The sequence below is a fragment of the Shewanella sp. CG12_big_fil_rev_8_21_14_0_65_47_15 genome (assembly GCF_002783505.1).
In the GTDB taxonomy this organism is placed as follows: Bacteria; Pseudomonadota; Gammaproteobacteria; order Enterobacterales; family Shewanellaceae; genus Shewanella.
The window spans coordinates 15480-29496 of sequence record NZ_PFGL01000056.1; the positions used below are offsets into that span (position 1 = coordinate 15480).

A 14017-nucleotide genomic window follows, 5' to 3' on the forward strand; every position below is an offset into this window, starting at 1 on the left:
ACTGTAATGGCTAAGGAAGAATCGTTAGAACTTGAAAGCACCGACGCCCCTAAAAGTAAGAAAAAACTTTTTATTTTCATTGGTGCAGGTGTGTTTGCCGCCCTGTTAATGGGCGGTGCATTATGGTTTTTTATGGGCAGCAGTGGGGATGAAGCCCAAAATGCGGCAGCAGAGGGGACTGAAACACAGACGCCTGCGGTAACGGGTGAGGCTGCAATGGCGTCTTATGTGCCTATGCCCCGTCCTTTTTTATTCAATTTACCGGGACCGGACAGATCTCGCCTCGTTGAAATAAAAGTTCAACTGATGGTGAGGGGATCCGATGATGTGCTGACGCAAAAACATATTCCATTAATCGAAGATGCACTCCTGACAACCTTCAGTGGTGCCGATGTGCAAAAGTTAAGTACGCAGGCGGGTAAGGATGAACTGCGTCAGTTGGCACTCCTAAGTGTCCAAAATACCCTGCAATCGGTCACGGGACGTAAGGTCGTTGAAAAAGTGCTATTTACGGGTTTTGTAATGCAATAATCTTTTATCTTCAGCACCTAAAGAGGCGAAGGCAATATAGTGAGTGATTTATTAAGCCAAGACGAAATTGATGCGCTACTGCACGGGGTCGATGACGTCGATGAGGATGATGAGCTTGATGCCGCTGGGCAAGATGCTCGCTCCTACGACTTTTCCTCCCAAGACCGTATCGTCCGTGGGCGTATGCCTACGCTGGAGATAGTGAACGAGCGATTTGCGCGTCACCTACGTATTAGCATGTTCAATATGATGCGCCGAGCGGCGGAAGTGTCGATTAACGGCGTGCAGATGCTTAAGTTTGGTGAATACGTACACACGTTATTCGTGCCAACCAGTTTGAACATGGTGCGCTTTAGCCCCCTAAAAGGGACGGCACTTATTACCATGGAAGCCCGACTGGTCTTTATCCTAGTGGACAACTTTTTTGGTGGCGATGGCCGTTTCCATGCCAAGATTGAAGGGCGGGAATTCACCCCGACCGAACGGCGAATTGTGCAGTTGCTTTTAAAGATTATCTTTGAAGATTATAAAGATGCATGGGCGCCAGTGATGGATGTAGAGTTTGACTACTTAGACTCTGAAGTTAACCCCGCGATGGCCAACATCGTCAGCCCAACCGAAGTGGTTGTGATTAACTCCTTCCATATTGAGGTGGATGGTGGGGGCGGTGATTTTCATATCACTATGCCCTATTCGATGATTGAACCGATCCGCGAGTTACTCGATGCGGGTGTGCAAAGCGATAAGCAAGATACCGATATGCGTTGGTCACAGGCGCTACACGATGAGATCATGGACGTGAAGGTGGGCTTCGATGCGAGCATTGTTGAGCATGAACTGACACTGAAAGAAGTGATGAATTTTAAGGCGGGTGATATTATTCCGATTGAATTACCGGAATATATTATGATGAAAATCGAAGACTTACCTACTTATCGCTGTAAAATGGGGCGCTCACGGGATAATCTGGCACTCAAAATCTGTGAAAAAATCCCCCGTCCAGAAACGGTGAAATCCGAACTCCAGTTAGTGACGCGTAAAGGCAAAGCTAGAGACATATCAGAATTATAAGGTGAAGTGAGATGAGTACAGAAGATACGGGTGATGATTGGGCTGCCGCGATGGCTGAACAAGCGCTAGAGGAAGCCAATGCGATTGCGCTCGATGAGTTGGTCGATGATTCTCAGCCTATTAGTAAAGCCGAGGCGGCTAAGCTAGATACCATCTTGGATATCCCGGTGACGATTTCGATGGAGGTGGGGCGTAGCTTCATTAGTATTCGTAACCTGTTACAGCTTAACCAAGGTTCGGTCGTCGAATTAGATCGAGTCGCGGGTGAACCTTTGGATGTGATGGTCAACGGTACGCTTATCGCCCATGGTGAGGTGGTCGTAGTGAACGATAAATTTGGTATTCGTTTAACGGATGTCATCAGTCAAACCGAGCGCATTAAAAAGCTTAAATAATAGCCGCTGGACGAGTTGGAACGAGAGATGAGCATACCGGTAATACTGAGTTTAGTGTCAGCCACTCAGGTGGATGTGGCCGCCGTAGTCAATGAAGGTACTGCGGCAACCGTCGCAGCAACGACCAAGGTTTCCGAACCATCACAACTCGCCTCCGCCGCCAGTATGCTCGGCGGCTTGATCCTCGTGCTACTGCTTATCTTCACCTTGGCCTACCTGCTAAGGCGATTTAATTTAGTCCCAACACACAATAATGTACTGAAAACCCTTGCCGTGACCTCCCTTGGGCAAAAAGAGCGGTTGGTGCTAGTGCAAGTTGGCGAGCAGCAGTATTTGTTGGGCGTCAGTGCACAACAAGTGAATTTAATTGATAAATTAGCAGAACCTATTCAAATTGAGTCGGCATCCTTTGCGGACAAGCTACGGCAGGCGAAATTAAAACAATGATGAAGTTCATCCTCAGCTTAATCGGGTTTAGTACACTCTTGTTTGCCGTATCGGCTGGTGCGGCCGATGGGGTTTTGCCAGCGGTCACAGTCAAAACGGCAGCCGATGGTTCGACCGAATACTCAGTGACCATGCAGATTTTGCTATTAATGACTTCGCTGAGTTTTTTACCCGCGATGGTCATTATGCTGACGTCCTTTACTCGCATTATCGTCGTACTGTCAATTTTGCGCCAAGCGATTGGGCTGCAGCAGACGCCTTCTAATCAAGTGCTGATTGGTATGAGTCTATTTATGACCTTTTTTATTATGGCGCCCGTGTTTGATAAAATTTATGACCAAGGTGTTAAACCCTATATTGATGAGCAGCTTACGCTACAGCAAGCCTTTGATAAGGGTAAGGAGCCACTGCGGGCTTTCATGTTGGGTCAAGTGCGTACCACAGATATAAAAACCTTTATTGAAATTTCGGGGTATCAGAATATTCATTCCCCAGAAGAAGCCCCCATGAGTGTGTTAGTGCCCGCTTTCATTACCAGTGAGCTTAAAACGGCTTTTCAAATTGGCTTTATGTTGTTCGTGCCTTTCTTGGTGTTGGATCTGGTCGTTGCCAGTATCTTGATGGCCATGGGGATGATGATGTTATCGCCTATGATAGTGTCATTGCCCTTTAAAATTATGTTGTTTGTGCTCGTCGATGGTTGGGGACTCGTCATGGGAACCCTAGCCAATAGTTTTGGTTAGACGAGTGGGGAAGCCACTATGACTCCAGAAGCGCTAATAGATATCTTCCGTGAAGCCTTGGCCGTCATTGTGATGATGGTCTCTGCCATTGTGTTGCCTGGACTAGGGATTGGTCTGATTGTCGCCGTATTTCAAGCGGCAACCTCGATTAACGAGCAAACCTTAAGTTTTCTGCCTCGTTTGCTAGTGACCTTATTTGGTCTGATGTTTATGGGGCATTGGTTAGTGCAAACCCTCATGGATTTTTTTCTTGAGATGGTTAACCGTATTCCCCAAGTGATAGGTTAAGCCGATGGAGCTGCTGCTCGATACCCTAATGCAGACTATCGCCTCTTACATGTGGCCGTTATTTCGGGTCGCAAGCATGCTAATGGTGATGGTGGTCTTTGGGGCAGCAACCACGTCAGCTCGAGTGCGTCTACTGCTTGCAATGGCGATCACCTTTGCGATAGCACCCGTTTTACCCCCGGTTGAAAATGCGGACTTATTTTCCTTAAGTGCAGTGTTTATTACCGCGCAGCAGATCATCATTGGGGCCGCCATGGGGTTTGTGACACAAATGCTGATGCAAACCTTTGTACTAACGGGGCAGATTATTGGGATGCAAACCAGTCTAGGTTTTGCCTCTATGGTCGATCCCAGTTCAGGGCAACAGACCCCGGTAATTGGTAATTTTTTCCTACTGCTTGCCACCTTGATTTTCCTCGCCGTCGACGGGCATTTATTGATGATCCGTATGCTGGTGGCCAGTTTTGATACCTTGCCAGTTTCGAATCAAGGGTTAACGCTCACTAGCTACCGAGCCTTAGCCGATTGGGGTTCCTATATGTTTGGTGCGGCATTAACTATGTCAATCTCGGCGATCATTGCTTTGCTCTTGGTTAACTTGTCTTTCGGGGTGATGACACGGGCGGCGCCACAGTTGAATATTTTTTCCATTGGTTTTCCAATCACTATGATTGGGGGGCTATTGATCCTCTGGTTAACCCTTACGCCCGTCATGGCGCATTTCGATGAAGTGTGGATATCGGCACAGCTTTTGCTTTGTGATGTTCTGGGGCTTCAGTGTCAAGCCGACGGCTTGCACTAGCATGATGGGAGTACTCGATGGCAGAAGAAAGTAGCGGCGAACGCAGCGAGGAACCCACAGGGAGGCGCCTCGAACAGGCGCGGGAGAAGGGGCAGGTTGCTCGCTCTAAAGAGCTAGGCACAGCCACAGTGCTATTGTCGGCTGCAACGGGTTTTTATATGCTGGGCCCCGGAATAGCCACGGCGCTTGCCCGCGTGTTTGAGCGGGTGTTTACCATGGATCGGGCTCAGATTTACGACACTAACCACATGTTTAATGTCTGGGGCGTTGTTGCCGGGGAAATTGCCTGGCCCATGCTTAAAATCATGTTGCTGATTGTGGTGGTGGCCTTTATGGGGAACGTTGCCCTCGGCGGGATGAATTTCTCGACCCAAGCTATGATGCCCAAAGCCAGTAAAATGAGCCCCATCGCCGGCTTTAAACGCATGTTTGGAGTGCAGGCTTTAGTCGAGCTGACCAAAGGCATCGCTAAATTTTCCGTGGTTGCTATCGCGGCTTATTTACTCTTAAGTCATTACTTTAACGATATTATGCTGTTATCCAGCGATCACTTACCCGGTAATGTACACCATGCCTTAGATCTCTTGGTGTGGATGTTTATCTTGCTCTGCTCTTCGGTGTTATTGATTGTGGCCATCGATGTGCCATTTCAAATTTGGAATCATAATAAACAGTTAAAGATGACTAAGCAGGAAGTAAAAGACGAATATAAAGATACCGAAGGTAAGCCAGAGGTCAAAGGACGGGTGCGTCAAATGCAACGCGAACTCGCCCAGCGCCGTATGATGGCTGAAGTACCCACTGCCGATGTGATCGTCGTTAACCCTGAGCATTATGCCGTGGCGGTAAAATATGATGTGACTCGTTCCGCCGCGCCCTTTGTGATTGCCAAGGGAGTGGATGATGTCGCTTTTAAAATTCGTGAAATTGCACGGGCACACAATATTGCGATTGTGTCAGCGCCGCCGCTGGCGAGGGCCATTTATCATACCACTAAGCTAGATCAACAAATCCCCGAGGGCCTGTTTACCGCAGTGGCTCAAGTGTTAGCCTATGTGTTCCAGTTACGGCAATATCAAAAAGGCCGAGGCCGCAAACCTATCCCTATTCCATTGAATCAGCCCATTCCAGATGAACTGAAATATTGACCTCCCAAGCCGATGTTACTCGACTCACTTTCTTGGCGTGATTTTTGCTTTTGTGCTGTTATACGTCAAAGTTTAGGTAACAGTGAATGGATGTTAAAGCGACTCTGGGTCAAGTAAAACAGGTGAAGCTCAGCTCTTTCAAAGGCATAGGTACACCTATGCTGGTGCTTGCGGCATTAGCTATGATAGTGCTGCCTATCCCGCCATTCTTACTCGACGTGTTATTTTCCTTTAACATTGCGCTCGCATTGATTGTATTGCTCGTTGCCATTTATACCGACAGACCCTTAGATTTTGCCGCTTTCCCGACCGTGCTCTTAGTGGCCACCCTGTTACGTCTCGCACTTAACGTAGCCTCTACCCGTGTGGTGTTACTCGAAGGTCATAATGGGGGAGATGCCGCGGGTAAAGTGATTGAAGCCTTCGGTTCCGTGGTGATTGGCGGCAACTATGCTGTGGGTTTGGTTGTTTTTATCATTTTGATTATTATCAACTTTGCGGTGGTAACTAAGGGGGCTGGGCGTATTGCTGAAGTGAGTGCCCGCTTCACCTTAGATGCGATGCCCGGTAAGCAAATGGCCATCGATGCCGATCTTAATGCGGGGACATTGAACCAAGATCAAGCTCGATTACGCCGTGCGGAAGTCACCCGAGAAGCGGACTTCTATGGTGCGATGGACGGTGCCTCAAAATTTGTAAAGGGGGATGCGATAGCTGGGATTATGATCCTCGTGATCAACATCCTCGGTGGTTTCATCATTGGTATTGTTCAACACGGTTTAAGTTTTTCGCAGGCCGTTGAAATTTATACTTTACTCACCATAGGTGATGGCTTAGTCGCGCAGATCCCTGGTCTGTTACTCTCCATTGCCGCCGCCCTAATGGTGACCCGTCAAAATGAATCCGGCGATATGGGCCAAATGCTGATGAGTCAGATGTTTGACAGTCATAAGTCATTAGGTATTGCGGCGGGCGTGTTGTTTGTGATGGGGATAGTGCCTGGCATGCCCCATATGGCGTTTTTAAGCTTTGCAGTTATTACGGCGGGTGCGGCCTATTTTGTATTTAAGCGCAATGAAGCCAAACGTCTAAAAGCGTTAGAGCAAGTCAAGTCCGGCCCAATTGAAAGACACGACAAGGAACCAAAAGAGTTAAGCTGGGATGATGTACACCATGTCGATACTATTGGTTTAGAGGTGGGTTATCGGTTAATTCCATTGGTGGATAAAGGTCAAGGTGGAGAATTACTCAGCCGTATCAAAGGTGTACGTAAAAAACTGTCTCAGGAGCTAGGGTTCCTTGTTCCTGCGGTGCATATTCGCGATAACTTAGATTTATCACCCAATGCCTACCGTATTTCCCTGATGGGGGTTGTAGTTGGCGAGGCGGATATTCGCCATGACTGCGAACTAGCCATCAACCCGGGTCAGGTCTATGGCAAGCTCGATGGCATTGAAACTCGCGATCCAGCCTTTGGACTCGAAGCCGTATGGATTGCGCCAGAATTGCGTGAACATGCACAAACCTTAGGTTACACAGTGGTGGATGCTGCGACTGTGGTTGCGACCCATATCAGCCAATTACTGACTAATAATGCGGCAAAACTGCTCGGTTACGAAGAAGTGCAACAGCTGATGGATATGCTTGCTAAACACTCGCCTAAACTGGTGGATGGCTTTATTCCCGATGTCATGCCGCTGGGTAGTGTCGTAAAAGTGATGCAAAACCTATTAAATGAAGGAGTTTCGGTCAGAGACTTGCGTACCATAGTGCAAACTTTGTTAGAATACGGCACTAAGAGTAATGATACCGAGGTATTAACCGCGGCAGTTCGTATTGCATTGAAGCGCATGATAGTCCAAGAGATCTCGGGCCCCGAACTCGAAATCCCCGTCATAACTTTGGCGCCAGAGTTGGAACAGATGTTGCATCAGTCAATGCAAGCAACCGGTGGTGATGGTCCAAATATTGAACCCGGTCTTGCCGAGCGTATGCAGCAGTCATTAGCCGATGCCGCTCAAAGGCAAGAAATGGTCGGACAGCCCGCCATATTGCTAACGTCTGGTATGTTACGCGCAACCTTATCGCGCTTTGTTAAACATACTATTCCTAATCTCAGAGTGATTTCTTACCAAGAAATCCCCGATGAAAAGCAAATACGCATCGTATCTGCCGTCGGCCAGTAGAGGACGCATAAGTGAAGATTAAACGATTTTTTGCCAAAGACATGCGTGCCGCACTGGCCCAAGTGAAAGAAACACTCGGCTCAGATGCCGTGATTATGTCGAATAAAAAGGTAAATGGCGGCATTGAGATTGTGGCCGCCGTTGACTATGATGAGCCCAAGGCAAAAGCCCCCGCAACTGCGCCAGCACCGACTTTTATGGATGTGAGTGACGATCTCGTCTCCCTCGGTGGGAAGCAACCCGTTCGCGCCGAGACTCGTGCTAAACCCTCGGCGCCCGCAGATTCGTTGCAAGCTTTACTTGAAAAGCAACAAAGCCGCTTAAATCAACAATTATCCCATCAGCAAGTTGATGCGGAATTACCCGCATGGGCGAAAGGTCTGCAGGCTCCAGCAGCGCCGAAGACCGAACGGAGAGAAGCGCCAGCCGCATTTGATAAGAAGCCACAAACATCACAGAAGCAGAGTGCCGATATCGAAGCCATGCGGGATGAATTAGCCTCATTGCGTAATTTATTGACACATCAAGTGTCCTCTTTGATGACGGAACATAAAAAACGCATCGATCCCGTTGGTGCTATGCTCGAATCTAAATTACTTGAAGCCGAGTTCTCCCCCGCGGTTGCTGCAAAACTGGCGGCACTAAGCCAGCATTATACCCCCGCCGAATTAGTCAGAGCTTTGCCCCAAAGTTTAGCTAATATGCTGGATAATCAAGGTGATGATATTGTTCGTCAAGGTGGTGTGGTTGCCTTGGTTGGCCCCACTGGTGTGGGCAAAACGACCTCTTTGGCAAAGTTAGCCGCACGTTTTGCTGCCCATCACGGCCCAGAACAAGTTGCATTAATTACCACGGATCATTATCGCATTGGTGCCTATGAGCAATTGGCGACCTATGGCAAAATAATGGGCTGCCCCGTAAAACAAGCCCATGATCTCCATGAGCTAGAGCAAATTCTTTATCAGTTCAGAAATCGCAAGCTAGTATTGATAGATACCGCGGGTATGGGACAAAGGGATATGCGGCTCTACCAGCAACTTGATAATTTAACTGCAAATAGCAGAATACCAATCCGCAGTTATCTGGTACTGTCTGCCACAGGGCAGCGGCGAGTGCTGCAAGATGCCGTTAATCATTTTAAACGTATTCCTTTATCTGGTGCGGTGCTCACAAAACTTGATGAATCTGTTTCTTTAGCAGGTGCACTCAGTGTGTTGATCCAAAGTGGGTTACCATTAAGCTATGTGACTGATGGTCAACGCGTTCCTGAAGATATGAAAGTCGCGGATACCTTGATGTTGGCGCAGCAAGCGCTGGCGGCATTAGATAGTACAGAACAACAATCATTACAAGACGCAGCGTGGTCAGATAATATGACCTGTGCATTTGAGTAGAGTTATGACCCTGGATCAAGCAAGTGGTTTACGTATGATGAATCAACCCTATAACGAAAAAGTGAAAGTAATTGCGGTCACGGGCGGTAAAGGTGGCGTGGGTAAAACCAGTGTCTCTATTAATACCGCAGTGGCATTGGCCGAGAAGGGCAAGCGAGTCTTAGTGCTCGATGCTGACCTTGGCTTAGCAAATGTCGACGTCATGTTGGGGATCCGTGCCGAGCGTAACCTCTCCCATGTATTATCGGGTGATGCAGAGCTTGACGATATTATTGTCCGCGGTCCTAAGGGCATAGGTATAGTTCCGGCCACCTCGGGTACTCAAGGGATGGTCGAACTCAGCCCCGCTCAACATGCTGGATTAATTCGCGCCTTCAGTGAGATGCGTACTCAGTTTGATATTCTAGTGGTGGATACCGCTGCGGGGATTTCAGATATGGTGCTCAGTTTTTCCCGCGCTTCGCAGGACGTTTTGGTCGTGGTCTGTGATGAACCCACTTCAATCACCGACGCCTATGCGTTGATCAAAATCCTCAGCCGTGAACACGGTGTTTTCCGCTTTAAAATTGTTGCAAACATGGTGCGCAGTTTACGCGAAGGGATGGAATTATTTGCTAAACTCAGTAAAGTGACCGACAGATTTTTAGATGTCGCACTCGAGCTTGTTGCGACCATCCCATTTGATGAAAATCTGCGTAAATCGGTACGTAAGCAAAAGTTAGTGGTAGAGGCTTATCCTAAGTCTCCGGCCGCAATTGCGTATCAAGGGTTGGCAAATAAAATCATGAGCTGGCCCGTTCCGCAGCAACCTGGTGGGCATTTGGAGTTTTTCGTTGAACGTTTAGTACAACGACCAGATTTTCAAGAGGAAAAAACGAGTGAGTAAAGCCGCAGCGTATACTTGTTTAGACAATAAATCATCTATCGTTGAACAGTATGCTCCGTTGGTTAAAAGAATTGCACATCATTTGCTCGCCAGATTACCAGCCTCTGTACAGCTTGATGACCTACTGCAAGCTGGGATGATGGGATTACTCGAAGCATCATCCAAGTTTGATGGTGGCAAAGGTGCAAAATTTGAAACCTTCGCTGGTATACGGATCCGCGGTGCCATGCTGGACGAGATCCGCCGTGGTGATTGGGTTCCTCGTTCCGTTCACCGTAACAATCGTAGGGTCGCACAAGCTATTGATGAGTTAGAGCAAATTTTAGGTCGTGATGCGCGCGACACAGAAATTGCAGAAAAACTTGATATGACGCTCGATGAGTACCATCATATCCTTAACGATGTTTCTGTCGGAAAAATCATAGGGATAGAAGACTTAGGCGTATCGCAGGATATACTAACTCCGAGCGATAGGTCTGACGATGGTACGTTTGAGGCATTAGCCGAGACCCAATTTCATTCTGCGCTAGTTGAGGCAATAAAATTATTGCCAGAAAGAGATGCGTTAGTGTTATCGCTGTACTACGATGAAGCATTGAATTTAAAAGAGATTGGCGCCATTCTTGAGGTAAGCGAATCGCGGGTTAGCCAGATATTAAGTCAGGCAATGTTGCGACTCAAAGGCAAGCTCAAGCACTGGACATAAGTATAATTATTAATCGAGCACAGAATGTCAGCTCACCGGAGGAAACCTTGGACAAGAATATGAAGATTCTCATTGTTGACGACTTTTCAACAATGAGACGTATCATCAAGAACTTGTTGCGAGACTTGGGGTTTAATAACACCCAAGAAGCAGACGACGGCTCAACCGCCCTGCCGATGTTGCAAAAGGGGGATTTTGATTTCGTTGTTACAGATTGGAATATGCCCGGCATGCAGGGAATTGACCTGTTGAAGGCTATTCGCGCAGACGATTCACTCAAGCATTTACCCGTATTAATGGTGACTGCTGAGGCAAAACGTGAACAAATTATCGCTGCCGCACAGGCGGGAGTGAATGGCTATGTGGTTAAACCTTTTACCGCAGCTACGTTGAAAGAGAAGTTAGATAAAATATTCGAACGACTCGCTTGAGCAAGGATGAGCTATGAAGTCATATACATCAGGGCTCATCACGCTCGAGCAAGCTCGGCATTTAGTTGAACTATTAAGTGCGGGTGAGCAATCTCAGGCAGATGATTTATTTCGGGAACTCGCAGCTCCGCTACAGAGAGAACTCTTTGATGAAGTCGGTAAACTAACCCGACAACTTCACAGCGCGTTGATGGACTTCCAAGTCGATAATCGATTAGTGGAACTGGCCAATACTGCAATACCGGATGCCAAACAACGATTAAGTTACGTCATTGATATGACGGAACAAGCGGCAAATAAAACCATGGATGCGGTCGAAGAGTGCTTGCCATTGGCCAATGCATTAACCGCTAATATTGAACGGGTTATGCCCGCTTGGGACAGGTTGATGCGCCGGGATATCGCATTAGCGGATTTTAAAGTGCTTTGCCATGATGTGCAGCATTTGATGTCGCGTAGCGAACAGGACTCGAATCGGTTACGTGAGTTACTTAATCAAATACTGATGGCGCAGGATTTTCAGGATCTCACGGGGCAAATGATCCGCCGCGTGATTGATCTGGTGATGGAAGTTGAAAGTAATCTGGTGTCTATGCTGACGGTATTTGGTGAGCAGCCGGTAATTGAGAGTCAGATTACTCAGAAGAATAATATTGAAGCAGAAGGCCCGATAATGAATGCCGAGCTTCGTCAAGATGTGGTAACGGGTCAAGACGAAGTGGACGATCTTCTATCGAGTCTGGGTTTCTAACTGGGAGTCAATTTGATGGCCTTTGATGTAGATGAAGAGATACTCCAGGACTTTTTAATCGAAGCAGGCGAGATTTTAGAACTGCTGCAGGAGCAACTTGTTGCCCTTGAAAATAATCCTGATGACACTGACTTGCTGAATGCCATTTTCAGGGGATTTCATACCGTTAAAGGCGGCGCCGGCTTTCTCAGTTTGACCCCTATGGTCGATGTTTGTCATGAAGCGGAGAACACTTTCGACCTGTTACGTACAGGGAAAAGGAGTGTCAATGCCGAGCTGATGGATATTATTTTGCAGGCAGTGGATGCCATCAATACCATGTTTGCGCAAACCCAGCAGGGCGAGCAGCAAGATCCTGCCGATCCAGCCTTATTAGCTAAGCTCAAAATGCTCAGTTCAGGGGCGCCACTGCCTTCCGAATTAGGTCAAGTTGCGGCCGAAGTCGCGCCTGAACCTATAGTTGAAGCTGAAGTTGTCATCGTTGCTGAAGACATGCCCGTTGAAGTGACACATAATGGCGACTCAAGCATTGATGAAATTGACGAAGCGGAATTTGAGGCACTGCTCGATGCCTTACATGGCACAGGTAAAGGCCCTGCTGCTGCGAATGTTGTTATTGACGCTCCAGCTAAAGCTAAACCAGCAACGCCTGTCAATACGTCATCCGCTAGCGATGATATTACCGACGATGAATTTGAAGCACTATTAGATGAACTACATGGTTCTGGCAAATTCAAAGTGGAAGTCGAAGCGCCGGCCAAACCTAAAGCCGCCACTGTTACACCAACTCCTCCAGTTGATGCGGATGAAATCACCGATGATGAGTTTGAGCGTCTGCTCGATGAGTTGCATGGCAAAGGTGGTGCGCCAGCTAAAGTAGCCGTAAAGGCTGAAACTAGCTCAGTTGCACCAACGCCTACAGCTCCCACACCTGCTCCTAAGGTCGCACCTGCGCCCATCGCGGTGGCGAAACCGAAGGCCGAAATCGTTGTTGCTGAGAAAGCCCCAGCGAAAGCGGCGGCTTCTGCAAACGTGCCCCAAGGTGAAACAACCGTACGGGTTGATACTGCAAGACTCGATCAAATCATGAATATGGTGGGTGAGTTAGTATTGGTTCGTAATCGGTTGGTGAGTTTAGGCGTGAGTCGTGATGACGAAGAAATGTCTAAGGCATTAGCTAACTTAGATTTAGTTACCGCAGATTTACAAGGTGCGGTGATGAAGACTCGGATGCAACCGATCAAGAAAGTCTTTGGGCGTTTTCCTCGGGTTGTTCGAGACTTAGCACGTACACTCAACAAAGAAATTGATTTAGTCATGATCGGTGAAGAAACCGATCTCGATAAAAACTTGGTAGAAGCACTCGCAGATCCCTTGGTTCACTTAGTGCGTAATTCAGTCGATCACGGGATTGAAATGCCTAATGATCGTGAGGCCAGCGGTAAACCAAGAACCGGTACTATTACCTTATCTGCCAGTCAAGAAGGCGACCATATACTGCTGAAAATCGAAGACGATGGCGCAGGTATGGATCCTGAAAAACTGAAGCAAATTGCTATCAAGCGTGGGGTTCTCGATGAAGATGCCGCGTCGCGCATGACAGACAGCGAAGCTTATAATCTGATTTTTGCCCCAGGTTTTTCTACTAAGGTTGAGATCTCGGATATTTCGGGCCGCGGTGTGGGGATGGATGTGGTTAAAACCCGCATCACCCAACTCAACGGTACTGTGCATATCGACTCGATGAAGGGTAAGGGCACCATACTCGAAATTAAGGTTCCCTTAACGCTGGCGATTATGCCAACCTTGATGGTCGATGTGGCTAAACAAGTGTTTGCTTTGCCGCTCTCGAGCGTGAATGAAATTTTCCACCTCGATCTCACTAAGACCAATATTGTCGATGGTCAGCTTACCGTCATAGTACGTAATAAAGCCGTGCCGTTATTCTATTTAGAGCACTGGTTGCACCGGAATAAAACGACGTTCAAACATGGCGATAAAAAGCATGGTCATGTCGTTATTGTGCAGTTAGGCATGATGCAGATTGGTTTTGTGGTTGATGCGTTAATTGGCCAAGAAGAGGTGGTGATTAAACCACTTGGCGCTATGTTACATGGCACACCAGGCATGGCTGGTGCAACAATCACCTCCGATGGCGGTATTGCACTGATTTTAGATGTACCAGGGTTATTAAAGCACTATGCAAAAAATAAAAGTTAGTTTCCAAGCTAAGGAATG

General features: G+C 47.7%; 15 protein-coding genes. All 15 read left to right on the plus strand.

Translation table 11 applies throughout. The features are described 5' to 3' along the window. Positions 1-6 precede the first annotated feature (6 nt). The 15 genes from fliL (at position 7) to COW15_RS15415 (ending at position 13999) form a co-directional block, all read left to right on the plus strand. Positions 7-531: a flagellar basal body-associated protein FliL gene (gene fliL, locus COW15_RS15345; RefSeq protein WP_293633377.1), complete on the plus strand. Its 525-nt coding sequence runs from the start codon at positions 7-9 to the stop codon at positions 529-531. Positions 532-570: 39 nt separating this feature from the next. Further along, the gene (gene fliM, locus COW15_RS15350; protein WP_253990626.1) at positions 571-1602 is read left to right on the plus strand and encodes a flagellar motor switch protein FliM; all 1032 of its coding nucleotides are present in this window, start codon (positions 571-573) and stop codon (positions 1600-1602) included. 11 nt (positions 1603-1613) lie between these two features. Further along, entirely contained in the window at positions 1614-1997 is a 384-nt protein-coding gene (fliN, locus tag COW15_RS15355) for a flagellar motor switch protein FliN (RefSeq protein ID WP_007649682.1), read from the plus strand. 27 nt (positions 1998-2024) lie between these two features. Beyond that, positions 2025-2444: a flagellar biosynthetic protein FliO gene (gene fliO, locus COW15_RS15360; RefSeq protein ID WP_293633378.1), complete on the plus strand. Its 420-nt coding sequence runs from the start codon at positions 2025-2027 to the stop codon at positions 2442-2444. Then, positions 2441-3187 (plus strand): flagellar type III secretion system pore protein FliP, encoded by a 747-nt coding sequence (fliP, locus tag COW15_RS15365; protein ID WP_293633379.1) that lies wholly within the window; start codon positions 2441-2443, stop codon positions 3185-3187. Before fliO ends, fliP begins: the two co-directional genes overlap by 4 nt. Before the next feature lie 18 nt (positions 3188-3205). Further along, complete coding sequence (gene fliQ, locus COW15_RS15370) at positions 3206-3475, plus strand: flagellar biosynthesis protein FliQ (RefSeq protein ID WP_293633380.1); 270 nt, start codon at positions 3206-3208, stop codon at positions 3473-3475. A gap of 4 nt (positions 3476-3479) precedes the next feature. After that, positions 3480-4277, plus strand: a complete 798-nt coding sequence (gene fliR / locus COW15_RS15375; RefSeq protein ID WP_293633381.1) for a flagellar biosynthetic protein FliR — start codon at positions 3480-3482, stop codon at positions 4275-4277. Between the two features lie 17 nt (positions 4278-4294). Beyond that, a complete protein-coding gene (gene flhB, locus COW15_RS15380; protein ID WP_293633382.1) occupies positions 4295-5425 on the plus strand; it encodes a flagellar biosynthesis protein FlhB in 1131 nt (376 codons plus the stop codon). Positions 5426-5511: 86 nt separating this feature from the next. Further along, the gene (gene flhA / locus COW15_RS15385; RefSeq protein WP_293633383.1) at positions 5512-7611 is read left to right on the plus strand and encodes a flagellar biosynthesis protein FlhA; all 2100 of its coding nucleotides are present in this window, start codon (positions 5512-5514) and stop codon (positions 7609-7611) included. 11 nt (positions 7612-7622) lie between these two features. Continuing rightward, a complete protein-coding gene (flhF, locus tag COW15_RS15390; RefSeq protein WP_293633384.1) occupies positions 7623-9005 on the plus strand; it encodes a flagellar biosynthesis protein FlhF in 1383 nt (460 codons plus the stop codon). A 4-nt stretch (positions 9006-9009) separates the two neighbouring features. Then, positions 9010-9891 (plus strand): MinD/ParA family protein, encoded by an 882-nt coding sequence (locus COW15_RS15395; RefSeq protein WP_011919601.1) that lies wholly within the window; start codon positions 9010-9012, stop codon positions 9889-9891. Continuing rightward, the gene (locus COW15_RS15400) at positions 9884-10597 is read left to right on the plus strand and encodes an RNA polymerase sigma factor FliA (protein ID WP_293633385.1); all 714 of its coding nucleotides are present in this window, start codon (positions 9884-9886) and stop codon (positions 10595-10597) included. The genes COW15_RS15395 and COW15_RS15400 overlap by 8 nt, the downstream gene beginning before the upstream one ends. Before the next feature lie 47 nt (positions 10598-10644). Further along, complete coding sequence (cheY, locus tag COW15_RS15405; protein WP_007649667.1) at positions 10645-11028, plus strand: chemotaxis response regulator CheY; 384 nt, start codon at positions 10645-10647, stop codon at positions 11026-11028. A gap of 13 nt (positions 11029-11041) precedes the next feature. After that, entirely contained in the window at positions 11042-11779 is a 738-nt protein-coding gene (locus COW15_RS15410; protein WP_293633403.1) for a protein phosphatase CheZ, read from the plus strand. A gap of 15 nt (positions 11780-11794) precedes the next feature. Continuing rightward, complete coding sequence (locus tag COW15_RS15415; protein WP_293633405.1) at positions 11795-13999, plus strand: chemotaxis protein CheA; 2205 nt, start codon at positions 11795-11797, stop codon at positions 13997-13999. Positions 14000-14017 lie beyond the last annotated feature (18 nt).